This window comes from Ureibacillus sp. FSL K6-0165, from assembly GCF_038004285.1.
Classification (GTDB): domain Bacteria; phylum Bacillota; class Bacilli; order Bacillales_A; family Planococcaceae; genus Ureibacillus; species Ureibacillus thermosphaericus.
Genome location: NZ_JBBOQS010000001.1, coordinates 1,994,053 through 2,019,654, shown reverse-complemented (window position 1 = coordinate 2,019,654; position 25,602 = coordinate 1,994,053). Strand labels below are relative to the sequence as shown.

At 34.2% G+C, this 25,602-nt stretch carries 28 protein-coding genes, 1 pseudogene and 1 riboswitch; of the genes and pseudogenes, 9 read left to right on the top strand and 20 right to left on the bottom strand.

Annotation, left to right across the window (positions count from 1 at the left end; all coding sequences use genetic code 11):
* Window positions 1-18: 18 nt before the first annotated feature.
* The gene (locus NST00_RS10075; RefSeq protein WP_340709924.1) at window positions 19-783 is read left to right on the top strand and encodes a 3-hydroxybutyrate dehydrogenase; all 765 of its coding nucleotides are present in this window, start codon (window positions 19-21) and stop codon (window positions 781-783) included.
* Between the two features lie 105 nt (window positions 784-888).
* Here NST00_RS10075 and NST00_RS10070 read toward each other — a convergent pair whose 3' ends face one another.
* From NST00_RS10070 to NST00_RS10055, 4 genes are all read right to left on the bottom strand, one after another.
* Window positions 889-3,087, bottom strand: coding sequence for a penicillin-binding transpeptidase domain-containing protein (locus tag NST00_RS10070; protein ID WP_016838967.1), 2,199 nt, complete (start codon window positions 3,085-3,087; stop codon window positions 889-891).
* A 353-nt stretch (window positions 3,088-3,440) separates the two neighbouring features.
* A complete protein-coding gene (locus NST00_RS10065; protein WP_016838968.1) occupies window positions 3,441-3,860 on the bottom strand; it encodes a pyridoxamine 5'-phosphate oxidase family protein in 420 nt (139 codons plus the stop codon).
* A gap of 64 nt (window positions 3,861-3,924) precedes the next feature.
* Window positions 3,925-4,809, bottom strand: coding sequence for a patatin-like phospholipase family protein (locus NST00_RS10060; RefSeq protein WP_340709923.1), 885 nt, complete (start codon window positions 4,807-4,809; stop codon window positions 3,925-3,927).
* 159 nt (window positions 4,810-4,968) lie between these two features.
* Window positions 4,969-5,157, bottom strand: a complete 189-nt coding sequence (locus NST00_RS10055) for a hypothetical protein (protein ID WP_172597866.1) — start codon at window positions 5,155-5,157, stop codon at window positions 4,969-4,971.
* A gap of 139 nt (window positions 5,158-5,296) precedes the next feature.
* On the opposite strand from NST00_RS10055, the pseudogene NST00_RS10050 reads away from it, so the two are divergent.
* Window positions 5,297-5,542, top strand: a pseudogene (locus tag NST00_RS10050) (Lrp/AsnC ligand binding domain-containing protein); the annotation flags it as partial.
* A 98-nt stretch (window positions 5,543-5,640) separates the two neighbouring features.
* Here NST00_RS10050 and NST00_RS10045 read toward each other — a convergent pair.
* Together NST00_RS10045 and NST00_RS10040 are read right to left on the bottom strand one after the other, a co-directional pair.
* Window positions 5,641-6,246 carry a superoxide dismutase gene (locus tag NST00_RS10045; RefSeq protein ID WP_016838971.1) on the bottom strand — a complete coding sequence of 202 codons (606 nt, stop codon included), beginning with the start codon at window positions 6,244-6,246 and terminating at the stop codon, window positions 5,641-5,643.
* Window positions 6,247-6,455: 209 nt separating this feature from the next.
* Complete coding sequence (locus NST00_RS10040; RefSeq protein WP_026019114.1) at window positions 6,456-6,938, bottom strand: DUF456 domain-containing protein; 483 nt, start codon at window positions 6,936-6,938, stop codon at window positions 6,456-6,458.
* A 116-nt stretch (window positions 6,939-7,054) separates the two neighbouring features.
* On the opposite strand from NST00_RS10040, the gene NST00_RS10035 reads away from it, so the two are divergent.
* The 4 genes from NST00_RS10035 to NST00_RS10020 all read left to right on the top strand — a co-directional run bounded on the left by NST00_RS10035 (window position 7,055) and on the right by NST00_RS10020 (window position 9,733).
* Window positions 7,055-7,570: a DUF1189 family protein gene (locus NST00_RS10035; protein WP_016838973.1), complete on the top strand. Its 516-nt coding sequence runs from the start codon at window positions 7,055-7,057 to the stop codon at window positions 7,568-7,570.
* A gap of 42 nt (window positions 7,571-7,612) precedes the next feature.
* Window positions 7,613-7,945, top strand: a complete 333-nt coding sequence (locus tag NST00_RS10030; protein WP_168412309.1) for a LysM peptidoglycan-binding domain-containing protein — start codon at window positions 7,613-7,615, stop codon at window positions 7,943-7,945.
* Between the two features lie 96 nt (window positions 7,946-8,041).
* A complete protein-coding gene (gene ispG / locus NST00_RS10025) occupies window positions 8,042-9,148 on the top strand; it encodes a flavodoxin-dependent (E)-4-hydroxy-3-methylbut-2-enyl-diphosphate synthase (protein WP_016838975.1) in 1,107 nt (368 codons plus the stop codon).
* 9 nt (window positions 9,149-9,157) lie between these two features.
* Window positions 9,158-9,733 (top strand): 5' nucleotidase, NT5C type, encoded by a 576-nt coding sequence (locus tag NST00_RS10020; protein WP_016838976.1) that lies wholly within the window; start codon window positions 9,158-9,160, stop codon window positions 9,731-9,733.
* A gap of 74 nt (window positions 9,734-9,807) precedes the next feature.
* Here the strand turns inward: NST00_RS10020 and NST00_RS10015 are convergent, their stop codons facing one another.
* Complete coding sequence (locus NST00_RS10015; protein ID WP_016838977.1) at window positions 9,808-9,936, bottom strand: hypothetical protein; 129 nt, start codon at window positions 9,934-9,936, stop codon at window positions 9,808-9,810.
* 130 nt (window positions 9,937-10,066) lie between these two features.
* Between NST00_RS10015 and NST00_RS10010 the strand changes: the two genes are divergently transcribed.
* Together NST00_RS10010 and NST00_RS10005 are read left to right on the top strand one after the other, a co-directional pair.
* Window positions 10,067-10,573 carry a hypothetical protein gene (locus NST00_RS10010; RefSeq protein ID WP_016838978.1) on the top strand — a complete coding sequence of 169 codons (507 nt, stop codon included), beginning with the start codon at window positions 10,067-10,069 and terminating at the stop codon, window positions 10,571-10,573.
* A 275-nt stretch (window positions 10,574-10,848) separates the two neighbouring features.
* Window positions 10,849-13,035 (top strand): EAL domain-containing protein, encoded by a 2,187-nt coding sequence (locus tag NST00_RS10005; RefSeq protein ID WP_340709922.1) that lies wholly within the window; start codon window positions 10,849-10,851, stop codon window positions 13,033-13,035.
* A 24-nt stretch (window positions 13,036-13,059) separates the two neighbouring features.
* On the opposite strand, the gene NST00_RS10000 is transcribed toward NST00_RS10005, so the two are convergent.
* Window positions 13,060-13,695 (bottom strand): alpha/beta hydrolase, encoded by a 636-nt coding sequence (locus NST00_RS10000; RefSeq protein WP_339288426.1) that lies wholly within the window; start codon window positions 13,693-13,695, stop codon window positions 13,060-13,062.
* A gap of 307 nt (window positions 13,696-14,002) precedes the next feature.
* Here NST00_RS10000 and NST00_RS09995 point away from each other — a divergent pair, with 307 nt between their 5' ends.
* Window positions 14,003-14,620 (top strand): hypothetical protein, encoded by a 618-nt coding sequence (locus tag NST00_RS09995; RefSeq protein ID WP_340709921.1) that lies wholly within the window; start codon window positions 14,003-14,005, stop codon window positions 14,618-14,620.
* A gap of 104 nt (window positions 14,621-14,724) precedes the next feature.
* Here NST00_RS09995 and NST00_RS09990 read toward each other — a convergent pair whose 3' ends face one another.
* The 12 genes from NST00_RS09990 to NST00_RS09935 form a co-directional block, all read right to left on the bottom strand.
* Window positions 14,725-15,042 carry a heme oxygenase gene (locus NST00_RS09990; RefSeq protein ID WP_339288422.1) on the bottom strand — a complete coding sequence of 106 codons (318 nt, stop codon included), beginning with the start codon at window positions 15,040-15,042 and terminating at the stop codon, window positions 14,725-14,727.
* Window positions 15,043-15,124: 82 nt separating this feature from the next.
* Window positions 15,125-16,105, bottom strand: coding sequence for a class 1b ribonucleoside-diphosphate reductase subunit beta (gene nrdF / locus NST00_RS09985; protein ID WP_016838983.1), 981 nt, complete (start codon window positions 16,103-16,105; stop codon window positions 15,125-15,127).
* Entirely contained in the window at window positions 16,093-18,186 is a 2,094-nt protein-coding gene (gene nrdE, locus NST00_RS09980) for a class 1b ribonucleoside-diphosphate reductase subunit alpha (protein ID WP_340709920.1), read from the bottom strand. The genes nrdF and nrdE overlap by 13 nt, the downstream gene beginning before the upstream one ends.
* 2 nt (window positions 18,187-18,188) lie before the next feature.
* A complete protein-coding gene (gene nrdI, locus NST00_RS09975) occupies window positions 18,189-18,554 on the bottom strand; it encodes a class Ib ribonucleoside-diphosphate reductase assembly flavoprotein NrdI (RefSeq protein WP_340436011.1) in 366 nt (121 codons plus the stop codon).
* The gene (locus NST00_RS09970; RefSeq protein WP_340709919.1) at window positions 18,551-18,781 is read right to left on the bottom strand and encodes a glutaredoxin family protein; all 231 of its coding nucleotides are present in this window, start codon (window positions 18,779-18,781) and stop codon (window positions 18,551-18,553) included. Before NST00_RS09970 ends, nrdI begins: the two co-directional genes overlap by 4 nt.
* A gap of 135 nt (window positions 18,782-18,916) precedes the next feature.
* Window positions 18,917-19,103: riboswitch (cobalamin riboswitch) on the bottom strand.
* Between the two features lie 119 nt (window positions 19,104-19,222).
* Entirely contained in the window at window positions 19,223-19,636 is a 414-nt protein-coding gene (locus tag NST00_RS09965) for a bifunctional adenosylcobinamide kinase/adenosylcobinamide-phosphate guanylyltransferase (RefSeq protein WP_340709918.1), read from the bottom strand.
* Complete coding sequence (locus NST00_RS09960; RefSeq protein ID WP_016838988.1) at window positions 19,588-20,184, bottom strand: histidine phosphatase family protein; 597 nt, start codon at window positions 20,182-20,184, stop codon at window positions 19,588-19,590. Before NST00_RS09960 ends, NST00_RS09965 begins: the two co-directional genes overlap by 49 nt.
* The gene (cobS, locus tag NST00_RS09955; RefSeq protein ID WP_340709917.1) at window positions 20,157-20,930 is read right to left on the bottom strand and encodes an adenosylcobinamide-GDP ribazoletransferase; all 774 of its coding nucleotides are present in this window, start codon (window positions 20,928-20,930) and stop codon (window positions 20,157-20,159) included. Before cobS ends, NST00_RS09960 begins: the two co-directional genes overlap by 28 nt.
* Window positions 20,931-20,941: 11 nt before the next feature.
* Window positions 20,942-21,496 (bottom strand): bifunctional adenosylcobinamide kinase/adenosylcobinamide-phosphate guanylyltransferase, encoded by a 555-nt coding sequence (locus tag NST00_RS09950; RefSeq protein ID WP_339288415.1) that lies wholly within the window; start codon window positions 21,494-21,496, stop codon window positions 20,942-20,944.
* A gap of 97 nt (window positions 21,497-21,593) precedes the next feature.
* On the bottom strand, window positions 21,594-22,796 hold the full coding sequence (locus NST00_RS09945; RefSeq protein ID WP_340709916.1) for a Ger(x)C family spore germination protein: 1,203 nt from the start codon (window positions 22,794-22,796) through the stop codon (window positions 21,594-21,596).
* Entirely contained in the window at window positions 22,793-23,887 is a 1,095-nt protein-coding gene (locus NST00_RS09940) for a GerAB/ArcD/ProY family transporter (protein ID WP_340709915.1), read from the bottom strand. Before NST00_RS09940 ends, NST00_RS09945 begins: the two co-directional genes overlap by 4 nt.
* Window positions 23,884-25,488 (bottom strand): spore germination protein, encoded by a 1,605-nt coding sequence (locus NST00_RS09935; protein WP_340709914.1) that lies wholly within the window; start codon window positions 25,486-25,488, stop codon window positions 23,884-23,886. Before NST00_RS09935 ends, NST00_RS09940 begins: the two co-directional genes overlap by 4 nt.
* Between the last annotated feature and the right edge of the window lie 114 nt (window positions 25,489-25,602).

The window sequence follows — 25,602 nt, the reverse complement described above, 5'->3', positions numbered from 1 at the left end:
AATGTTGGAGGTCCAAACATGAAAGGAAAAACACTTTTTGTTACAGGAAGTGCACAGGGAATTGGATTTGAAATTGCAAAAAACTTTGCGGAAGCGGGTGCAAATGTCGTCATTTCGGATATTCATCAAGAAAAATTAGACCAAGCATTAAAGGAATTACCTGATAATGTTTCAAGTGTTGTCTGTGATGTAACGAGCGAAGAACAAATTAAACAGGCAATTGATTTCACTGTTGAAAAATACGGTTCCATTGACATTTTAATAAACAATGCAGGCATACAACATGTAGCGTTCATTGAAGATTTCCCTACTGAAAAATTTGAATTAATGATTAAAATTATGTTGACTGCTCCATTTATTACGATGAAATATGCGATTCCATATATGAAAAAGAATCAATTCGGCAGAATCATCAATATCGCTTCGATCAATGGTTTAATTGGATTTGCTGGAAAGTCAGCATACAATTCTGCAAAACACGGTGTAATTGGTCTAACAAAAGTAGCCGCATTAGAAACAGCACCGCATCAAATAACTGTGAACGCGATATGTCCAGGCTATGTAGATACAGCTTTAGTTCGAGGACAATTTGAAGATTTGGCGAAAACTCGCAATATAGCAGTTGAAAATGTGTTAGAAGAAGTCCTTTACCCTTTAGTTCCTCAAAAGCGGCTAATTTCGGTAGATGAGATTGCTTCCTTAGCGCTTTTCTTAGCTAGCGATGCCGCTAAAGGAATTACAGGGCAAGCAGTTGTGTTAGATGGAGGTTATACCGCTCAATAAGCGAATGTTCAACATTTACTTAGATTGAAATAGTAATTAACATATTTAAAGCAACATCTTCTCTTGGGAGAAAATGTTGCTTTTTGAATTGTTGTTTGAAATTTATTATTCATTTACAACTTGTTCTTCTGTATCCTCATCAATTTTTTCATTCGTAGTTGGAGGTAAAATTTCTTTCTTCACAGTTTCGTCAGTGATTTTACTACTTGCATATTTCTTTTTCAATTCGAAGTATACATCCAATACTTCTCGGGCAATTTGATTGTTATGTGAAATATATTGGCTAAAGTTTGTTGTCACCCAAGGAATCACCACAGCATAAGCAACCTCAGGGTTTTCAAACGGAGCGAAGCCAACATGAGATACTGTTTCAGTTAATGTGCCAAATTTTTCTCGAATCGGGCCATAGTAAACTACTTCCGCAGTACCTGTTTTCCCTGCTGCTGTAAACGGTGCATTTGCAAATTGAGCGCGGGCAGTACCTTGGCTGCCAATATATACTCTGCGAAGCCCTTGTTTTACATGATTAATTTCTTCTTCAGTATTTGAGATTCTATTCAAAATTTTCGGTTGGACTTCTTCAATTAACGGCCCTAAAGTTTTTCCATCTTTAGATGGTTCACGAATTTCTTTTAATAGTCTTGGCTGCACTCGATATCCACCGTTTGCTACCGTTGAAATATATTGCACCAATTGCATCGGTGTATACGTATCGAATTGTCCGATTGCTAAGTCTAGAATTTTACCAGGAGTATCCATTTTTCCTTGGAATCCTGCAAATTCATTCGGTAAATCAATTCCTGTATTGACACCTAAACCAAATTCAGCATAACCATTTCTCATTTTTTTCAAAACATCTTCTTTTAATTGTAGCCCCATATTATAGCGATAGTTTACTCCACCAATTTTCATAGCAATTTGGAACATATAGGAGTTTGAAGAACGCTCTAACGCTGTTAAATCATTCATTGCAATGCGGCCACCTCTGTTGAAGATGGAACTTTTCGATTTTGTACCTGCAAGCTTAATTGGTTGGTCAATTAAAACTGTACCAGGCTTTATAACGCCTTCTTTATATCCCATTAATATAGTAGCCGCTTTCACCGTTGAACCGGCTTCATAAGCTGTCGTAAATGTTCCGTAAGAATAATCAATCACATATGGTTTTCCCGTTTCTGGATCCTTTTCTATTTTCTTTCCAACCATCGCCAGTATTTCACCAGTATTCGGATTCATCATCACAAAAAAGGCACGATCCAATAAGGACGAACCACCCATCGATTTTAATTGCAGCAATTTCTCTTCAACAATTTTTTCAGCAGCTGCTTGCAATTCAATATCGATTGTCGTTACCAAATCATTCCCAGGTTTCCCTTCAAAAGTCGTAATCATATCAATGACTTCGCCTTTTTTGTTCGTAATATTTTTCACAACAGATTTTTGCCCCTGTAGTAATTCTTCATATTGAGATTCAAAATAACTTTCTCCAACACGATCATTTCGAGAATAACCACGGGCTAGATAATAATTTAATTCAGACTTAGGAATCCCCTTACTTGGGACTGTTGTTCTACCTAATACCGATAACGAACTTAACTTTACCCTTTTCCAATCGGTCGTCGTATTGACACCTGGCAATTCATATAATCGTTCAGAAACACGTGCAAACTCTTCATCGGATACATTTTCACTTTTAATAATTTGTGGAGATAAATAATATCCAGAAGACATTTCACGATAAATTGCTAACACTTCCAAATCAAAAGGCGTTAGCTCCGCCAATTCTTCTTCGGTAATTCGATCTCTCACTAGTTGGTCGATTTCTGCTTGAGCCTTTTTCTCATCTTCATGTTTTTCCTTTATTTTTTTCTCTTCTGCTTTCGAAACTTTCGCATAGGCTTTTTCTGTATTTTTTAAAATCCAAAAGTCTTGCTTATCACGAAGCGTTACTCGTTTCGTTGGTTGTTCAATTAACATAGCCAATTTTTCAGCGACTTCTAACATTTCTTCTTGGGACGTTGATTGAAACTTTGTATATGTAATGGCGTTTTGCGGATCGTTATCTACGAGAATTCTTCCATATCGATCATAAATTCTTCCACGGGGAACACTCGTATTGACCGCTACTTCTTCCGTTCTTTCTATTGCCCGAACATATTCTTCACCTTTTACGATTTGTAAATAACCTAAGCGAAAAATGAGCATGGAGAACAAAACAAAAATCGAAATAAACAGGACGTTCATTCGAAATGAAAGATTCGTACGAGAGTTTCCTTTATTGTTCGTTTTCTTTACATTTCGCATATGTCCCCCCCTTTCAAAAGAAACCCATACATGCTCTTTAGTATAACATTTTAAAGTTTGAGAAAAAAGGAGATTCCCTTCTTGATTTGTAACGGTTCTTTTCATTTTTAGGTTTCCTTTTTTAACATAAATACATTACTTCATTTATATTGGATTTTTCAAATTAAACATTCATCGATGATTAGTTTAATAAAAAATTAAAAAACATCAATAAATAAACATTGATCAACTTTTTCTATAAAATTGAAAACGACTCAAGCTTCCTACATTTTGAAGCCTAAGCCGTTTATGTTGTTAACTTAGTAAATATTATTTTTTCAAATTGATAGGACTATCAGCAATAGTTCTATCAATTAAAATTGAATAATTTTCGGATCTTTTCCTTTCGAATTCATGATGCGAATTTGAGAAGGAACGATTTTTAAAACTACCATATTCGGATCATCTGGACCATCGAACCAAAATCTTAATACTTTGTTCCACACTTTTTCTTTCATTCCTTCATCGGATGAAACTTCCGCTTTTCCTTCTATTTCTAAATAGGCATCGCCAAATCCTTTCCCATCATAACCAATTAAAATATGTGTGTATGGATTTTTCGAAAGTTCTTCAACTTTATGGGTATTTTTGCTCGTAACCGTATACAAAGTGAAATTATCGTTATAAAACGTCATATAGCGAGTGTGAGGTTTATCTCCTTCAATGGTAGCCATTGTTCCAATTAACTGATTATTTAATATTTTTTCAGCAATTTCTTTATCTGTTTTTGGCATTGCAACCACTCCATTTGACCTTTTTAATTTTAGTATTTCATAAATTCCTAAAAATATGTGATTGTTAAATAACGGGTCGCCAATTTTTTAGAAATTCTTCAGTTCTTGCCCTTCCCAATTGAATTAATTGCTCTTTTGCATCATCATCTAAATCAAATTGTGTAGCACTATATTGTTCAACAGGAATGAAGATAATATTTTTTTCGTGTCTTCTTGAGATATATCGATTATCGTGGGCATTCATCATCGCCTTAAATAATGCTTCAAATAAATCTAACCCATTATCAATTATCTGTGGTGGAATTTCTCCTTCTGGTCTGCTGAGTTTTAATCCTAATAATGGCCTTTTCCTTTTACCGTTATCATAAATCCATAATGGAAAATTGCTTAATACCCCACCGTCAACGAATACGGAATCTCCTTTTCCATTACTTAACATGACCGGCTCAAAGAAAAAAGGAATACCACAGCTCATTCTCAACGCTTTTGCGACAGAAAAATCTCTCCAGTCCTTTCCATATAAATGCAAGTCATCAGGTATGACAATTATGCGACCATTCGTTAAATCGGAGGTGACAACTTTCAATGAATCCTTTGGTAAATCCCCAAATGTATACACATCTTTTTCTGCTAGTTTTTTGTACAACCATCTTTCTAGCGCTTTTCCTTTGTACAATCCTAATCGAAAATATAAATTCAGCCATTTTATAAAAGGAAGAGTTTTTGAAAATTTGGGTGGATCAAGAAGCGATTTTGTATCTAATTCTTCTAATGCCTTTTCAATCTCTTTTACGGTAAACCCTGCCGCGATAAATGCAGCTACGATTGAACCAGCACTCGTTCCTGCGACTCTTTTAAAGATAAAACCCTTCTCACTCAAAACTTGATAGGCACCAACAAACGCAAAAGCTTTTATTCCACCACCTGAAAAAACACCATCAATTTCCATTTTCTCTCTCCCTTATTTTTCATTGGTATACTTTAAGAAAAAATAAGGGATTTTAGAACTATTTATCGAAAATAATCGAATCAATAAGAAAAAATTCGCAAGTTCCATAACAGTGTAGACTGTTTATTCGGAATGCTTGCGAATTTTTGGTAATATTGATTACTCATTTAAGATAGAAGGATTTTGCTTACTAGAGGGTTTACGTTTATTTTCATTTTGATTTTCTTTTTTTGCTTTTTCATTTTGACCTATCACATCTAAATCATCGGGACTTAAATCATATCCATATCCATACTCTTCCCGATCTAATTGATTTCTTTTCTTCTTTGACAATGTAGTCACCTCCATTGGACTTAATTTGTCACAAACCCATTATTTTATACTGAAATATGAATCACTAATAATTACATCATTGAAATAGTAAAAAAAGACGAACCCAAATGATTCGCCTCTTACTTTAAATTCTCTTCTTATCCAGATCTCTTCTATCCAATGTATAGTAGAAGCAACCGTTAAAAACGGAGATTATAAATCCTTTAAAAATTTTATAGAAGGTCTGCCAAATGTGGAGTTTTGTTACCGTATATCAGGAAAAGCATGCTTTATGCTTAAACTGCAATTTGAAAGCTTTTCCAAGGTAGAAGAGTTTATCAATGATGTAAGTCCATACGCAACTACCGTCACCCATTTCATTTTTTCCAAGGTTCAAACAACGATGAAATTTAGTGAATGAAATTTAATATCTAGGCTCGGTCAAACTTACCGATAATCTTTTCAAAAATAAAAAAAGGAAAACCTATGTTTAGGCTTTCCTCATTTTTTTAAAGTCAATTATTTTGCTGCAGCATATTTTTCTGCTACAACGTCCCAGTTTACTACATTCCAGAATGCAGCAATGTAGTCAGGACGACGGTTTTGATATTTTAAGTAATAAGCGTGTTCCCAAACGTCTAATCCAAGGATTGGTGTTTGGCCTTCCATGTATGGAGAATCTTGGTTTGGCGTAGAAGTGATTTTTAATTCACCGTTATCTACTACTAACCAAGCCCATCCAGAACCGAAGCGGCCTGCAGCAGCTTTTGCAAACTCTTCTTTAAATGCATCGAAGCTACCGAATTTCGCATCAATTGCAGAAGCTAACTCACCAGTTGGAGTTTTTGAACCTCCAGGTGTTAAAATTTCCCAGAATAATGAGTGATTTGCATGTCCGCCACCATTATTGCGAACTGCAGTTTGTTTATCAGCTGGAAGAGCATTGATATTTGAAATAAGTTCGATTAAATCTTTATCAGCGTATTCAGTACCTTCTACAGCAGCATTTAAATTTGTTACATACGTATTGTGGTGTCTTGTATGATGGATCTCCATTGTTTGTGCATCAATATGTGGTTCTAAAGCATCGTAAGCATAAGGTAATTTTGGTAATTCGAATGCCATTATAATTTCCTCCTTTGTATAAATCAGTAATTTCCTACCTCTATAAGATTATCAAAATAGAGGTAGTCATTCAATGATTTAGCTCTTTCTTAGTGATTTTCATACTTTTGGCTGAAATCAATCCATTGTTTGTCTTTTAACAGTGACGCACTTATTTTTCAACCAAACTCACTATTTCCTTTTAGATGATTTTTTATACAAAAAACTTATTATGCGATTGCGATTACAAAAACAATAATCATCACTAATTGGATCATCGTTTTTGTTACAACAGATGTTAAGAAGCCAACAAGCGAGCCAATACCAGCTCGAACCGCTTGGCTAAATTCTTTTTTCGCAACTATCATTTCCCCAATTACTGCACCTATAAATGGCCCGATAATAATGCCCAGAAATGGTATGATAAATGGTCCTGCTAATAAACCAATCGTGCTGCCCCAAAGTCCAGCCTTCGTTCCGCCAAACTTTTTCACGCCAATCAGATTCGCTAAAGTATCCGCCACAAACAATAAAATAACAAACAGAATCTCGATGATCCAAAACCACCATGAAAGTTCTGCAAAGGAGAAAAACAAACCATAAACGATAAATCCTAATAGTATAAATAATACCGATGGAATGATTGGATAAACTAATCCTACAAAAGCCACGATAAAACAAATAATAATGAGTAACCAAGCAATGATTTCCAAGTTCTTCCCTCCATGATACAGTTTACGGACAGGTTTGCAAAAAGTTTCAATAAAATGTTTTTGTACGTTTTTTCTTTTCATCATTTCATGTTAAACTCTCAATGGAGGAGAAGAAAATGGTTACTCATTTACAAATATTCATACACAGTCTGTTTCAACCAAACAAGCTAGCTGCTTATCGACTATTAACAATCGGTAAAGTAATTCAATATGTATTTATTCTAATTGCGATTGTTACGATTTTCTCGTTTATACAATTTTTAACAGGGGTATCGAAAACTACTATTCAATTTGAAGGGTTGCAACAATATGTCTCTGATATTCAATGGCTGCTCTATCCTTTTGCGCTTCTTTTATTACTCTTAACTTCTACCGTTTTATTATTTGTGAGAATTACCATTTACGCAGCCATAGGAACATTATTATTAAAAATATTCAATCGTCGCGGGGAATATCGACATATGTGGAGAACGACCGCATTAGCGATTACATGGTCAACACTACTATCTATCCTATTTTCATTTATTAATATATCTAGTTGGTTTGGAACAGTTGTTAATGCCATCATTACCATCATTCTATTAACAATTGCATCACTAAAATATCCAAAAATAGAAAAAAAGAAGTTCTGAATCCTTCCTTGCTTCATATAGTGGAGCAAGGAGGGTTTTTATATGAGATTTTTTCTATTAACATCTATCATCATCATAATCGTTACGGTCATTAAAATAGATTTAACTGAAGGAACAGTACCATTAATCGCGTTTTCTGAAAGCGTTGACCAATGCAATGAACAACTAGCTGTAAAAACAGTACCTGTTATTACAAAAGAAGGGGATACTTTACAAGGGTTACTCGCCCAATATCCAACAGATGAAAGAATTTCAGTACCAGAACGAATGGCGGATTTTTACAAATTTAATCCACATTTAAAAAATCAAGTCATAGCACCAGGTGAATTAATCAAAATACCGATTTACTCAAATAACCATGAATGTAAAAAATAAAAAAACGTGTTTCTTCCTTGTCGACACTATTTTACACTGCTAAAATAATGGAAGTGAAGGTACGGAAAAAGTACCTCAAGAAGGAGAGAGTTATTGATGAGTGAAATTATTCATCGTTCGAAAACACGTCCAGTACGTGTCGGCAATTTAACAATCGGCGGTAGTAACGAACTAATCATTCAAAGTATGTGTACAACGAAAACTCACGATGTGGAAGCTACTGTTGCTGAAATTTTACGATTAGAAGAAGCAGGGTGTCAGCTAGTACGTGTTGCTGTTCCAGACGAACGAGCTGCAGCGGCGATTCCTGAAATAAAGAAACGCATCCATATCCCTTTAGTAGCGGATATTCATTTTAACTATAAACTTGCCTTGATGGCTATAGAAAACGGTATCGATAAAGTACGCATTAATCCCGGCAATATTGGTCGTCGCGAGAAAGTTGAAGCCGTAGTGAATGCGGCAAAAGAAAAAGGTGTTCCAATTCGAATTGGTGTTAATGCAGGATCCTTAGAACGCCATATATTAGAAAAATATGGCTATCCTACTGCAGATGGAATGGTTGAATCTGCTTTACATCATATTAAAATACTGGAAGATTTAGATTTCCATGATATTATCGTGTCGATGAAAGCTTCTGATGTAAATCTTGCTATCGAAGCTTACGAAAAAGCTGCACGTGCATTTGATTATCCATTGCACTTAGGTATTACAGAATCTGGAACGCTCTTTTCCGGTACAATTAAATCCGCTGCTGGTTTAGGTGCTCTTTTATCCAAAGGAATCGGCAATACATTACGTATTTCTCTTTCTGCTGATCCAGTAGAAGAAGTAAAAGTAGCTCGAGAATTATTGAAAGCATTTGGTCTTGCATCAAACATGGCTACTTTAGTTTCATGTCCAACATGTGGTCGAATCGAAATCGATTTAATTTCCATTGCTAACGAAATAGAAGAGTATATTTCAAAACTGAATGTACCATTGAAAGTAGCGGTATTAGGCTGTGCGGTAAACGGGCCGGGAGAAGCGAGAGAAGCAGACATTGGAATCGCAGGTGCTCGAGGAGAAGGTTTACTCTTTATGAAGGGTAAAACCGTACGAAAAGTACCAGAAGAAACAATGGTAGAAGAATTGAAAAAAGAAATCGATAAATTGGCAGCAGAAATGTTAACAGAGCGAGAACAAAAACAAATTGAATCTTAGGGGGTCCATATGAAGCAAAATAAGCCTCGTTTCGGTATTGATATTGATGGAACAGTAACAACTCCTGATACGCTGATTCCACATATAAATAAACAATACAATACAAACATCGTACTTGATGATGTCATTGAATATGATTTTTTAAGCGCATTCCCCCATCCGGTTGATCGAAACGAGTTTGCTCGTTGGTTTAAAGAAAATGAACCTTATTTATATTCAGTAAGCAAAATTGCTAACGATGCTCAACAAATCTTAAACAATTGGCATAAACAATATGAATTATATTATATATCCGCTCGAGACTTGCATTTATACGATGTGACGAAAAAATGGTTTGAACAGCATCAAGTACCTTATGATCATATTGAATTAATAGGTAGTCATGATAAATTGGAAGCTGCAAAAAAGTATCGCGTAGATGTTTTTTTTGAAGATAAACATGATAATGCGGTGATACTTGCAGAAGAACTCCAAATTCCCGTACTGTTATTTGACACACCATACAATCGTAAAGTTATACCTTCCAACGTGATTCGAGTTCATAATTGGAAAGAAGCAAACGAATGGATTGAGCGTCATTTTTAGCCACATTTCAATCGCTAGACTTGTCCAACCTATTGGTGACATCGTCTAGCGATTTTTTGTGAACGCTATTCGTTTTAAATCTCTAATGTTCCCCTCACCCAACGTTCAACAAATGTTTCAAAAGTAATTCCATATCGATTATAAATATCATGATATACAAAATACACTCCTAATTTTTCAAGCAGTTCATCATTGATTTTCATGAAAACTTCCCTTCTATTAAAGTTGAAAAACAAGAAATGTAAAGGAATTTTCTAAAATCTCCTAATACAACGATGAATTTTTTCGCTATGATGAAAATAGCCAATAGTTTGAACACTAGGAGGTTTTATAATGAGAAACATACATATTTATGTTGTATTACTACTTGCTATGTTTCTATTAATAGGTTGCAAAAGTTCCGTCAGCGACTTAAAGGAGGCAGTTTCTGGTATCCATACACAAGCAGAAAAAGCAAAAAGCGGTCTAACGATCGATGCATATACTTTGCGTGAGTATGAGATTGAATATAAAGACGAATTATTTACAGTTGACGAATTATTTAAAACTATTCTACGTGATGTCCAATGGGAATATGAAAAAAATCATAATAAGCATATTTTGCTAGTAAAAGGTACATGGAAGGAACCATTATTTGAACAATTACAGCTTTCGGATGATGTAAAAGAAAGACTCTCAAAGAGCGGTAAAATTTTTATTGAATTAGTATTTGTAGATGAACTGCTAAATTCAAATGAAACAACGGTCAGCATGAAATTAAATGAAGAATTGTTAGTGGATGAAAAAGGAGCAGAAATACTTTATTACTTATACGATATTTATTTACAACAGAAAATGTAATGAAAATTTACTCTAGTAGTACTAACCATCGCAAGGTTTGTACTACATTTTTTTAATGACTTATTCAAAATAAAATGCATAAACCCACAATTTTATTAAAAAATTACAATTTATAGAAAAACCATTTAAACTTTTCAAAAACCATCCTCTTCTGCCAAAAATACGACAAATTAAACATAAAACACTATCATTATTTCAAAAAATTATTAATGCATGTTAATAAATACTTTTGTTATAATTACTTTACAGTATTATCAAAATTTGGTGGGAAGTATATGTTTAAACAAGAACAAATCGACCTAACAAATGATGATTTATATTCATATTTATACACGATAGGTGAACAACTTCAGCAACCAATTGTAATCATTGATTTAAAACGGCAACCACTTTCCATTAAGTATTACAATCAATCATTTGCCCAATTAACTGGTTATGATATGGCTGAATTATTAAACAAGCATATTTCATGTTTATGCGGTCCAAATACCCTTCCCGAAACTGAACAAGATCTGGAGTTTCATATATTAAATAAGCTCACCTATGAAACAACAATGATTCATTACAAAAAAGATGGTACCGCTTTTTGGAACCAGCTTAGTATTCAACCAATTCAAAACTCCAAGAAAGAAGCAACCTTTGTGCTTATTCAATGCAAAGATATTACATCCGAAATGTTGGAAAAAATGCTTCACAAAATTGAGCATGAAGTATATGTCGAATTAGGAAAGGATAGTAAACTAGAAGATATTCTTCAACGAATAACCGCACAGGTAGAAAAAAATTATATTAGACAAGTTTATTGTGCTATTCATGTTCTTCAAAAAGATGGTACATTAAAGGCTATTGCCAGTCCCACGATACCCTTCAGTTGGATAGAAAACCTCGTCGGAATGGAAGTTAGTCCAACAACTGGTAATAGTGAAAATGCAATTTATATGAAAGATTTATCTTATATACAATCCATTAGCTTACAAGAGGATTATGAAAAATTACGGAAAATTATTTCAACCTATAACATTCAGTATTGCTGGTCAAAGCCAATTGTCGACAACGAAAAAAAGATGATTGGCACATTTACGATCTATATTCAAAAAAATTTATATTTGAAACAATCGGATATTGATTTTTTAAATAAACTGTCCCCTATTATCGCCTTGACAGTCAAACATTTTAAACAAAAAAACCTATTAAAACAATTAGCTTATTATGATATAAATATAGGAATTCCAAATTACCATTATTTTTATAAAAAATTAAACGAGTGGATTCAAAACGGTGTTGAAGGAGTCATTTTATTAATACAGCCAGGAGAATATACTTCCATAGTCGATATGTATGGGCGCAAAGTTGGCGACCGTTTAATTAAACAAATCGTTCATCGCATTGAAATGATTACTCAAAAAAACCGAACGATTTTTAGTCGTTTTTCAAATTCTACATTTATTTTAGGGAGCGTAATTCCTGTAAATAAAGTGGATGATTACATTCATAAGATTATTGAATGCACTTCCCAACCTTTTGATGTAAATGGAAGGGAAATGTTTATATCATTAAAAATTGGCGTTAGTTATTTTCATCAACAACTGTCGATTGATGAAAGTATACGGCAAGCAGATATTGCTATCACAAAATCAAGAAAAAAAATAGGAACTGTCATTTCCTATTTTGAAAAAGAAACCGATCAACAAATACAAAGAGAACTGAACGTATTAAACGAATTAACAACTGGATTAAAAAATGATGAACTTTCCGTTTATTTGCAACCAAAAGTCCATTTGTTAACAAAGGAAATTATTGGATTCGAGGCTCTTGCGAGATGGTATTCTCCTGTACTTGGAAACGTTTCGCCGGCAGAATTCATCTCGATAGCCGAACATAGCGGAAAAATTAGGGATATCGATCATGCTATTTTTGAAAAAGTATTACGATGGCAATGGGAAAGAAAGAAGCAAGGCCATCAATTGTATCCTGTATCCATCAATGTATCACCTGTACACTTTTATCATGATTCTTTTGCAGATGATTTATTAACCCTTGTCCGCCAATATCAAATTGAGCCGAAATATATTAAAATCGAAGTTACTGAGAACTTTGAATTATTTGATTTTGAAAAAGCAAAGAACATCTTATTAAAATTAAAGGAACATGGCTATGAGAGTTCGATTGATGATTTTGGAGTCGGATTCTCGTCATTAAGTTATCTACAACGGCTGCCTTTTTCAGAAATTAAAATTGATAAATCGTTTATTAATGAAATACATGATTCAGGTATGTATGCAATCGTAAAATCAATTGTTCAACTTGCAAAAAGTTTAAACATGCATGCGGTAGCGGAAGGGATCGAAACGTTGGAACAATATAAAACCCTTGTTCAAATTGGTTGCCATACAGGTCAAGGTTATTATTTCCATAAACCAATGCCGATTGTAGAAGCTGAAAAATTAATCAATTCAAAATAAAAAAGCTGACTAGCGTCAGCTTTTTTATTTAATTTCTTCCATTATAAAATGAACAAAATCTCTCATATTTTCTGGCGAAACGCCGTGTCCTACAGGATATGTTTTATAAACAACTTTCGCTCCATGTTGCTCAAAAAATTCTTTACTATCTGCACTCCACATAATTGGAAAATCGTAATCATATTCCCCATGAGAAATGAATAATTTCGTCTCATCCATTTTATTTTTGTGATATTGTTCTTTCACAAAATCTGGTAAATACCCTGACATTGAAGCACATGCTTTAATTTGATTTCCCATCACGATGCATAATGTTTGTGCGATGACTGCTCCTTGATTAAATCCTGCAATACATATCTTCGTCGGATCTAATTGATATTCTTTGATTGCTTGTAAAATAAAATCTCTTGTAACAGCAATCACTTTATCAAAAACAGGTTGAATAGGCTTTCCTTCCTCTACAAAAGTATAGAAGGCATAACCAGGATCATGACTGATTGGTCCCCTTAAACTAAATACATGGCAAACTTCTTTTATTTCACCTATAATTTGTAATAAATCTTCTTCATCGCTTCCTAATCCATGAAATAAAAAAATAGCTGGACTTTGTTCAATATTATTCTTCGGTTCAATATGTTTGAATGTATATAATGACTGCATTCTATTTCCTCCTCAAGTTTCCCTTACCTACAACGCTTCATTCCCAAATCTTTTTTTCCAAAATATTATTTTATTCTTAATTTCTATTTAAAAATAGTATGTTTCATTTACTAAAAATACTGATATTAATCAAAAATTTTGTCGATAACATAAATCTTTCTTATTATTTTTAAAAAATTTGTCTGATTTTTGAAATATGATTTGGAAAAATAGTTTTTAAACGATAAACTATTAGTAGAGTTGGTTAAAAATGTCTGTTTTGACTGGGTGAAAACAAAACAACATTCTTAGCAAAGGGGTGTTTGGAATGTATAGGAAAATTACAGTAGAACGAAGCATACTATATATTGAGCAATATCATGTAGACAAATTTATTGATTTAGCGAAACAAAATAGCCAATTCAATTATCTAGTTAAAGAAGGCGCATTAAATACCATCGATGCTTGGATTATCGCCTTCAATATTTGGCTTTTATTGCTGCCCAATAAATACAATATCATTCACTCAGCTGAGAAAACCTTATACTACTCCTCGAATTTCGTTATACTAAATGCTCTTCAAGACAATGTACATTTTAACCAATTAAAGTTCCGTGAAAATCGCCCAGAACTATTATATTATATCATGTCACTCCAACTAGCTACAGGATTAAACGAATGGATTTTACGCGTGATGATCAAACATGATTTAACATATATGATTGAAAGAAATAAAAAACGTATCTATTTTGATGCTCATTTAGGATCAGAAGATGAAATTCAATCCTTTTTAGAAGATCAATCGAAGTTTGTAAAGGCAGCTGTGAAAGAACTGCATTCTACTAATTCATTTGATCGAATGATAAGAAATGCAATTGATGAAGCATACAAAGTATATAATAAACATCGTGAACGGTTAGCAAAAGAAAAATTGAAACGAGGATAGTACAATCTTGTTTCGACTACTTCAGGAGCAAAGGTCTATATATAAGAAGCGAGGGTATCTAGAAAGTTTTCGACTTTCTAGACACCCTCTTTCCTATTTAATCATTAATTGTTTTCTAATGTTGAGACAACTTCAGAAATTACGATTACATTTTCGATTGTAGGGGCTTCTTCGCTATTACCGCTTGGACGTTTATGAGCTTCTTTAAATGCATCACTTGCTCTCCACGCCTCAAATTCTTCGAGTGAATCCCAATACATAACGACGTTCATTTCATCGTAGTCTTCAAATTGTGTACTTACGAGTACTTCTACTTTACGAAATCCTTTAAACGTTAATAATGGACCAGGTTGCGTGAAGAGTGGTGCCATCTTTTTTGCCAAGCCTTTTTTCACTTTAATTCGATTAGTTACTGTATACATAAAAACAAAACTCCTTTTTGAATTTTTGAAATTCATTATAATAATTAAAACATTATTTTAATAGAACAGCAATTTATAAGCCTCAATCATCTAGTAAAATGTCAAAATGGAACGTTTCATCCGTGATAGGCTCTACTTTTGCTAAGGCATATGTGGAACCCTTTTGAGAAAAGAAATCATATGTGGAACCTTCATTTCGTATTCCATTCATCACGATTGGATGAATTTCTTCTTCAGGAAACATTGTATCGAACCCTAAATTCATTAATGCTTTATTCCCATTATAGCGAATATACGCCTTCACCTCATCTTCCAAACCTGTTCCTCGATAAATTTCATCTGTATAACGCAATTCATTATCATATAAATCTAGCAATAATTCATAGCCCCAATTTTTTAATTCATCTTGTTGTTCTTTAGAAAATTGATTAAAAATGTTTTGTGCGAATATTCCAACAGCCACCCCATGAATGGATTCATCCCTCAATATTAGCGAAATCACCTCTGCGCTGTTCCTTAAAATGCCTTGTCCCCCTAAATAGAGCGGATAGAAAAAACCAGAATAAAATAAAAAGGATTCGAGCATGACGGAAGCAAACATCGCTTTCCATAGGCTGACTAAATCATTTTCCTTAATAGACGAATATATATTGGCAATTTTTGAAGCTTTATATTGTAATAGTTGATTTTTTTTTACCCATTGAAAAATTTCTTCGATTTCGTCGTTATGACAAAGGGTTGTAAAAATATACGAATAGGATTTCGCATGAATGGCTTCAAAGGCACCAAATACCGTTAATACAGCTTTTTCTTGTAAATTGGGATTGTATTTTGCTATTTCATTCATCCCGATATTTGTTTGAATTGTATCGAGCAGCGTCAGTCCACCAAACACTTTTTTATATGTTTCTTGATGCTCAAAATTTCTCCATTGTTGAATATCCTTTGAAACTGCAATTTCTTCTGGAAACCACATTTGTTTCCATTGTTGATCCCAAAAAATTTTAGCAAGACTGCTTGCTGACTGATTCCAATTGACTGCTTCGTATGTTAAATTGTACATGCTACACATTCCTCCAGTGATTGTAATCGTTGGCGTACATAATAGACCGTTTTGATTCCTCGCATCCAAGCATAAATATAGGCTTTCGCTAATTGTTCCGTCGTCCACTTGTCTGTTACATATAAAGTCATTGAGATACCTTGATCAACATGCTTTTGTGCAGCGACGTATAAATCAATGATTTTATAGACATTCATGTCATATGCTTCTACGTATAAATGTTGATTGTCATTATTTAAAAATGGCATCGGATAAATCGTGCGGCTATCTGCATAATCTCGTATCTCTACTCGCTCAGTAATGGGTGCAATGGATGCCGTGCAAGAACGAACGTAAGAAATCGAGCCGGTTGGTGCGATTGCTAACCGATAAGCATTAAATAATCCGTATTTCATTATATCTTCTTTCAATTTTCTCCACATTTCTTTTGTAATGATTGGAACATTACCTAAAGCTTTTTTCACCAATTCACTAGGTTCCTTTTCCAATTTATTCACGTACTTTTCAAAATAATGACCATTTGCATATTCGCTTATTTCAAATCCGTAAAAAGTTTCACCTTTTTCTTTCGCAAGTAGCATCGATGCTTTTAATGAAAAGAAGTTCAATGCTTCCATAAAGTAATCGATAAATTCAATTGATTCTTTTGAACCATATAATATATTTTGAGTTACAAGATGTCCGTGCAAATTCATAACACCTAATCCGACAGAATGCATCATCTGGTTTGCTTTTTTTACAGATGGAACGTTTTTTATATTGGTCATTAAAGACACTTGTGTTAACAAACGCATGGCTGTATCTACTAACTCTTCAAAATCATGAAACTTCGTCGCATGGTGAATATCTAATGATCCAAGATTGCAAGATACGTCTAATCCATATTCATTTGGTGTATCTTGATCATTAATGATGCTCGTTTGTTGAACTTGTAAAATTTCAGTACAGAGGTTGGACATTTTGACTCTTCCAAGTTTTTTTAGTGGATGTTGTTTATTTACATTATCATCAAATATTTCAAAAGGATATCCGGATTCGAATTGGCTCTTTTTGATTTCCGTATATAGTTTTCTAGCATTGATTTGCTTTAACTTTCGTATATTTGGGTTGTTCAACAACTCCCGGTACATTTCCGTTATGCTTATTTCAGACATTCTTTTTCCGTATTCTCGATAAATATCATAAGGACTAAAAAGAACGATATCTTCATCTTTTTTCATCAGTTCAAAAAATATATCTGGAATAATGACACCAGTCGATAAAGTTTGTAACCGAATTTTTTCGTCGGCATTCGGCTTCTTAGAAGAAATAAATTCTTCAATATCCGCGTGGAAAATATTTAAATAAGCAACACCTGAACCATTCCGTTGTCCTAATTGATTGGAATAAGAAAAGGCATTTTCTAATAATTTTGCAACGGGCATAACACCGCTTGCCCGATTGGCGATACCTTTTATCGGATCACCCAAAGGTCTTAAATCCGTTAAATTTACCCCTACCCCTCCGCCAAGCCTTGAGAGTTCTAAACAATAACCGAGGTTTTCTGCAATGCTATTCATCGAATCATCCATGGATAATTTAAAACAACTTACCAATTCCCCACGCGCTTTTTTACCGCTATTCAGTGTGGTTGGTGTTGCTGGTTGAAAAGCCTCCATCATCGCACGAATTGCTTTTTCTGCCAACAATTCATCACCATTCGCTAAATATAAGGCGATAATGCTCATCCGATCCTCATAAGTTTCTAAAATTTCTTTTCCATCTCGACTTTTCATTGCGTAACTTTCAAAAAATTTGCTCGCGCTCATAAATGTTTGAAATCGAAAACGATAAGAATACGCAATGTCAAAAATTTTATTTATAAATTCGAAAGAATATTTTTGTAAAAATTCTTTCTCATAATATCCTTCTTCAATGAAAAAGCGAATCTTTTCTTCCAAACTAGAAAACTTCCGCATTTTCTGATTAACATGTTCGATAAAATATTGACGAGTAGCCTCTCGATCTTTCTCTAAATCAATTTTTCCTGTTTGGTGGTAGTGATTCAAAATTTCATTATTCAAAGTTAAATAGCTTTTCATCACTAAATCTCCTTTTGAATTACTCTGTTATAATAATCAATTATGGCATCATAATTTTTCTGAAATCCGCGTAATTCTATCTTTTGAACAATGGGAATTCCGTACCTTTCGTTAATCAAATGAGCAGAACGGCAAAAATAAGCATGGCCGAAATTCGAGTTCCCACTTGCAATAACACCCTTACAGAAACGAACATTATGTTGTAAAAACGTTTCCACGTTTCGTGGTACTTCGCCTAATCCATCGGTATAGGTGAACAATAAGAAGGGTTCATTCAAAATAAGATCATCGCGAATTTCAATGTGGGGTAATTCTAATTGATGAACGATAAAACGCACGTTGCCCGTTCGAGATGCATAAGCAATCATAGTGTGATCCTGCTAATGAATTTTTTTATATTTTCTATGTTATCCATTAGCTCTCCATCGATTTCGATTACAGGGACAGAAAGGAATCCAGCATTCAATAATTTTTCTTTCGCTTCTTCATTGTGATCAATCAAAATTTCTTCATATTTCCCTTCATAACCAAGTTGATTTAATTCGTATTTCATCAACAAACATTTTGGGCAAACTTTTTTTGAATATAATTTCATTTCCTTCTCCCTTTCTACCATTCTTTTATGAAAATAAAAAAGCCATACCTTTTTCGGTATGGCTTTGAAATGGAAACAGTCAGGTACTAGGAAATGGACCGTCTTGCTTCCATTTCCTAGCCCCCGAAGAAATGAGCAATTCACGTTTATTAGGCAGGTCTCCTGGCTTATGCTTCATCCTCCAAGTTCCCTTCCCATACAAATTTGTACAGTGGATTTGAACTTTTCGTCAGCAATTACAGTTGCGGGGACAGCGTCAGATTTTCACTGACTTCCCTTTTAATCTACTATATATAGTAGAACCTAATAAACGAAATGCTATATATTGTGTTTTCGTGTTTCATTGTAACATGTAGTATTGTTAATTACAAGCTTATTTGGTAAATGATACAGTATCTACTAAAATCATTCACTCGATACGTAGAACTTAAGAACGGTTGGTTAATTTTCCTCTTTTAATATCTCAGGAATACCATACCAAACGCGAATGACTTTCTCACTTTTCTCAAAAAGTTGTTGATACAATCTACCACAAGTATCTCTCAAATGACGATCCTCTTTTGAAAGCGGCACTATTCCACGTCCGATATCCGTACAAATACAAATTAGGTTTGTCTTATAATCTAAATTCATTAATTTCCCCATTATTTGTGATACGATTTCATCTTCCGATAAATCCGGGACGAGCAAAATCATATTTTCAAAACTACCTATAATAACGTATTCATCTTTTGTAAAAGGGCCTTCCGGTATTTCGCCTTCATAAAAATAACAGCGATTCGCACCTATTTCTTTTAACATGTTACTTACAAATTTTCGTTTACCATTATAGGCGCCTCCAATAACTGATTGCATTCTCTTCCCCCTTTCAAAGATTCAATATCGTCCCAACATAGGGTATAAATCATCCGATGCTGTGCAATAACATCTTGAAAACTTTTCTCTTTTTGAAATTTCGATAGGATAACACGAATGACACCACCGTGGACGACAAACACATATTCTCCACCACAGCTCACGATTTGATGAAAACAATTTAAAATCCGTTCTTTAAACGAAACAAAAGATTCACCATTTGGTGGCGCAGCTTTCTCTGGTGAATCAATCCACTGCCGATACGCTGGATTATCTTTTAATTCATCATAAGTTTTCATTTCAAAATCTCCAAAATGTAATTCCCTTAATTGAAAAAAAGGATGGTATTTTGCCTCGGGGAAATAAAGTTGCGCTGTTTCTATGCAGCGCTTTAAGTCACTGCCAAATACATCCTTAGTATGAATCGGTACTTGACAATTTGCTGTTTGTATGTATATCGATTCATTCGTCCATCCAATATATTTTCGCTCTAAATTCGCTTTCGTTTTTTCATGCCGAATTAAATGAACAGTAACAGCATTCCCCATAATGCCAATTCCATCCCTTCATATAAAGCACCTAGCAAGTCTCCCGTCATTCCGCCAAAATGGCGATATGTCCAATGCCGATAAATCCAAGTCATCACAAACATGCTAAATGTTAAAACAAATAGTTTATATTCATTTAACACAAAACCTGTTATGAGGATAATGAATATATAACACGCAATATAAATCCATAACGATTTTGCCTTCACAATTTTTTTAAAGTAGGCTGCCAATCCAGATTCCTTCACATTTACTGACAGATTGAAATAAATCAATATTGCTAATCGACATAAGACAGGTATGATGATAAAAAATAAATAAAAGTTTGTTGGGCGCTGATGTAAATACTCATAAAATATGCCGATTTTCAGTAGAACAATGAGCACTAGATTAATAGCACCAAAAGCTCCAATACGGGAATCGCTTAATATTTCTAGTCGTTTTTCTTTATCTCTATAAGAAAAATAAGCATCGCTTAAATCGATCCAACCATCGAGATGCAACCCACCCGTCATCATAATATTGATAATGACAATGATAATTGCTAAGAAAAGTGGAGTAAAATTGAAATAAACATCATTCAGTAGAATGACAAGTACAACGATTACCCCCATAAAGAAGCTAATGAAAGGCATTGTGCCAAACATCGCTGTAACAGTTTTATTATTCATTGGAAGTGTCTTCCGAATGGGGAAAGAAGTAAAAAATTGAAGAGATAATAATAACCCTACAATAATATTTTTCACAAAAACACCGCCTATTTTCTGCGTACGCTAATACCATAATCCAACTCATATGCTTCATCACAAATGGAGACAATCCATTGATGAAGAGTTCCGAGGAGTTTTCGATATAGTTGGACTTCTTTGAATGAAGATGGTACTTCATCAAGCACTTCATTTGAAACAATTAAGATGATAACACCATTTTCTTTCCATTGCGTTATTGCCTGTTGAAACTGATGCATCCAATGATAGATTGTATGTAATCGGTCTTCTTTTAAATGTTCGGTCTTGTATAAAATATTGTTCAGCCAAGTTGTTATACAATCCCATAATACAATGTCATTCTCTTGAAACCTTTGTACAGGCAAGTCATCAATTACGTCTATTGTATACCATGGCTTTTTCGAGCGTTCTCGATCCTTTTGATGTCGAACTATTCGACTTTTCATTTCTTCATCGAAGGGGACACCGGAAGCTAAATAATAGAGGCCTTTTTGATTTTGGTCGAAAAACTTTACAGCCACACTTTCTGCAAAGGAACTTTTACCACTTCGAACCCCGCCTGTAATAAAAATGATTTTTCCCATTCTCTCCCCTCCTCTAATCTATTTTCCCCCAAAAATAGAGCTGTCCAAAATGAGTATATCATTTTATGGACAGCCTGCGAAAAATATATTTTATTTATCATTTCCATTCCATTCCGACACGCAAAATCTTATAATCCATTTTGACTTGAATATCCATCTCTTTATAAATTTCACGCCAAGCATCTTCTGTTTTTACATTTTCTTCCCAATATTTCGGATGATATGCACGCACCCTTGCACCAATTGCAAGTATATCCGATTCATCTTGCTGCAATTTTTTCACTAGACTATTTAAGGCTTTTCCTCCCAACTCAGATGCTGATTTTTCAAGTTCTTGCAATTTTTCTTTACTTAAATCATTCGTATAAAGTTGTTCTTCAACAAAACCTTCTACTTTGACATCGATCAATACTTTCGGTTTTCCGTCTTGAATTTCTACTGAGATTTTTGAAATTCTTTTGAATGGCTTTACAAGATAAACCCCTTTTTTATCACCAGGTACAATTACATTAGAATAACCAGCAGGATTTATTCCCTGCATCGCTAAAATAGCTCCTGTTTCCGTTGGCGTTAACGTACCAACCATTTGATAATCTTTAAAATAAACGAGTCCGTCAACCAAAATATGATCTCCCATCGGCTTTACAAGAGGAATGATTGCATCCACACCTTCATCAGAAAAATCAATCCACACTTTCCCTAAATACTCTTTCGGTAACTTTCCGAACTTTACAGCATCTCTTAACGTATTAGCTAAATATAAAGAAGGGACTGTTTGAATGGGTGGTGTAGCATTTAATATTTCTAGTGCTTCCCCTTCCGTAACCATAATCCACGCAGTTCTTCTTACTTCAAAATCTCTTTTTAAAAAATCCATAATATCTTCAAGACCTTTTTTTGCAATTTTGTCACTGACAACAATCAATTGAATATGTCCTAAATAAATTTTTTCTGCAAGTTCTTGTTGTAAATTGGATAATACATCCTTCATTGAATATCCATATGTTACTAACAGCCAATCAGTCTCTGCGGAATTTGTATCTCCTCCTTCGGGTCCAAGCATAATTTTTCCTGGTACTGCTAATTGGGCTGCCACTTTATAAATGATTTTTTCCTCTGCTGGAAACTCTCCTTTCGAATGGGTGACTTCAGGCATTTCAATGTCTTCACCTTCTTCAGCAATATCAATCGATAAAGCTAAAATATTTGCCCTTTCTTCAAGTTCATAACGATCCCAACAACCACTTAACAAAAAGACAGCAATCAGAACAAAAGCGAATTTTAATTGAAACCTTTTCATTGCACTCCCGTCCTTTTTCGAAAATGGCCAATGATTAATAAACAAACTGGGAGTATAATAAATAGAAATAGACCAACATAAGTAATTTTTGAAGCATATTCATATATTTCATAAACATTATTTGGAATTAACGCAAAAACAAAAATTACCGGAATCATGAGCACTGTAATGAAACTATATTTATCTGTACGAAATAACTCTGCAGTGCCACGTACAATCACGAAGTAATATGAAAGCAATGTCGTAAATACAGCAAAAATCCAAGTAATTAAAATAATGGCGTCGATTCGTGATAAAACTTCTCCGGGTATTTGGATAATTCGACTAAGGGATAAAATAGGCCAATACATTTCTTGTAATTCCTTAGCACCAAATACCCCTAGAGAAACCACAATGCAATAAAGAATGGCTAATGCTCCTAAAAAGAATCCCCAAATTCCATTTTTAACACAATTTTCGTAATCCTTTATATACGGTATCAACATGGCAATAACAAAATAATTCGTTATGACCTGCGTCATGATGATGGCCCCAGACAAAAACTGTTTCACCGATAAATTATGGCCTAAAATCGGCAGTAAATGATAGATTTCAACATCTTCTAGGGCAAACAAAAAGAAAAACATTGGAACTAATAAAAACGGTAAATAAAAAAAGTGAATATAGGCGAAGGTAGAAACATTGCTATAACCGACTAAAGCACAAATTATAATCATGATAAGAATGGAAATTTCAATAGGTGTATTGGGCAATAACCCAGTTGCTAATACTTCCGCGAACTGTCTTACTTCAAGCCCCATAATAACAATAAACACAATGACAATCATGTAATTAAATAAATTTCCTATATATTTTCCTAACAATAGTCGATTGCACCCAATGATTGTATGTTCTCGATACTTCCTTGCTAATAGGGTAATAGCAATCACACTTATAGACGAGATGAGTATTCCAACGATACTTGCAAGAATGGCTGCTTCTCCTACTTCAGCAGCAATGAATCGAGGTAATACCAATAAAGATACACCGATGATTGTACTTGCAATTATGACAGCTAATTGAATCGAACTGATGGAATCTGTATGTTTCATAATTTTTCCCTTTCTTCTTCATCAAGGAAATTGTAATTCGTATAATCCTTTTCCGTTTCTCCCACACGAACTGGATTCTTTGGATGAATGTTGGATGGACGTCTTTTTAATTTATGGAATGGAGCTCGAATAATGCTATCTTTTAAAGCTTTTATATTTAATGGTGCATATGGATCCATATATGGAACACCAAAGGAGCGCAAAGAAAGCATATGATTCACGACAATCATAAGCCCTGCCGCAAGTCCTAATAAACCTAGAGTACCGGCTAAAATGATTAGCAAAAATCGTAACATGCGGAAAGTATTGGCTGCATTATAAGATGGAACAGCAAAGGACCCGATCGTGGACATCCCAATAATAACCACAGTAATTGGACTAACAAATCCCGCTTGGACAGCAGCCTGACCAACAACAAGTACCCCTACAATCGATAAGGCTCCACCTACTTGTTGAGGCATTCGAACACTTGCTTCTCTCAACACTTCCATCCCTAATTCCAATAACAATACTTCAATAACAACCGGGAATGGAATACTGTGTCGGCCGCTAGTTGCTGCCACAACATACTTTGCAGGTATCAATTCCGGATGAAAAGAAATGACGGTTACGTATAAAGAAGAAAAGGTCAATGAAAAAACAAGTGCTATGATTCGGAAAAATCGTACAAATGAAGAGATAATCCAATGCTCATTATAATCTTCCGTTGTATGATAAAACTGATTAAAAGTTGCAGGCGCAATTAATGCAGATGGACTGCCATCCATTAATACAGCAATGCGACCTTCCAGAAGATTCCCAACCACTTTATTCGGTCTTTCTGTATTGATGAGCTGAGGGAAAGGAGATGTTGGATTATCCTCGAGAAACTGTTCAACATAACCTGAATCTAAAACCCCATCAATTTTAATTGCATCAATTCTCTTCTTAACTTCTGTCACTAATGTGGGATTTACAACATCCTCAATATAACAGACAGCGAGTTTTGTTTTTGTACGAGTACCAACTTCCGTTTCTTCTACACGGAATTCAGGAATGGGAAGGCGATATCGAAGCAATGCAACATTGATAGGCAATTGTTCAATAAATCCATCTCTCGGTCCTCGTACAACCCGCTCCGTATCCGGCTCCTCTATACTTCTTTTTTCTTTTTCAATTGCATCGATTTCCAATGCTTCTTGAATACCATCAATAAAGACAATCGCTTTTCCTTGAACAATGGCGCTGATAATTTTCGGTATGTCTTTAATCGCTTTCACATCATTAAAAAAGAGTATATTCTCAATAATATATTGGGGTAAAATTATATTTTTTTCTTCATCCATCTCATGATCTTGAAGGGGTTTAATAACATCGTTATTAATGATGTCTTTATTGGCTAATGAATTAAGATAAATAATTGTAGATTGTGTTTCGTGAAATAATTTAAATGTCCGAACAGAGAAATCCATATCTTTTTGAAATATTTCTTTAAAAATTTGTACATTTTCTTCAAGACGATTTGTGATTTGTTTGTCTTTGTATTTATTGACAATATGACTTTCTGGAAATATTGGGGTTCTGTCTACATAATGATTGCTTTTCTTAAAGAACGGTGACAAGCTGAATCACCTTCCTATTCTTTCATCATTTGCTGTTATTATGGCTCAAAATAGAAATAACATACATCTTTTCTTCATCCACTTAGTTATTGTTCAATTCTTTCTTTGCTTGAT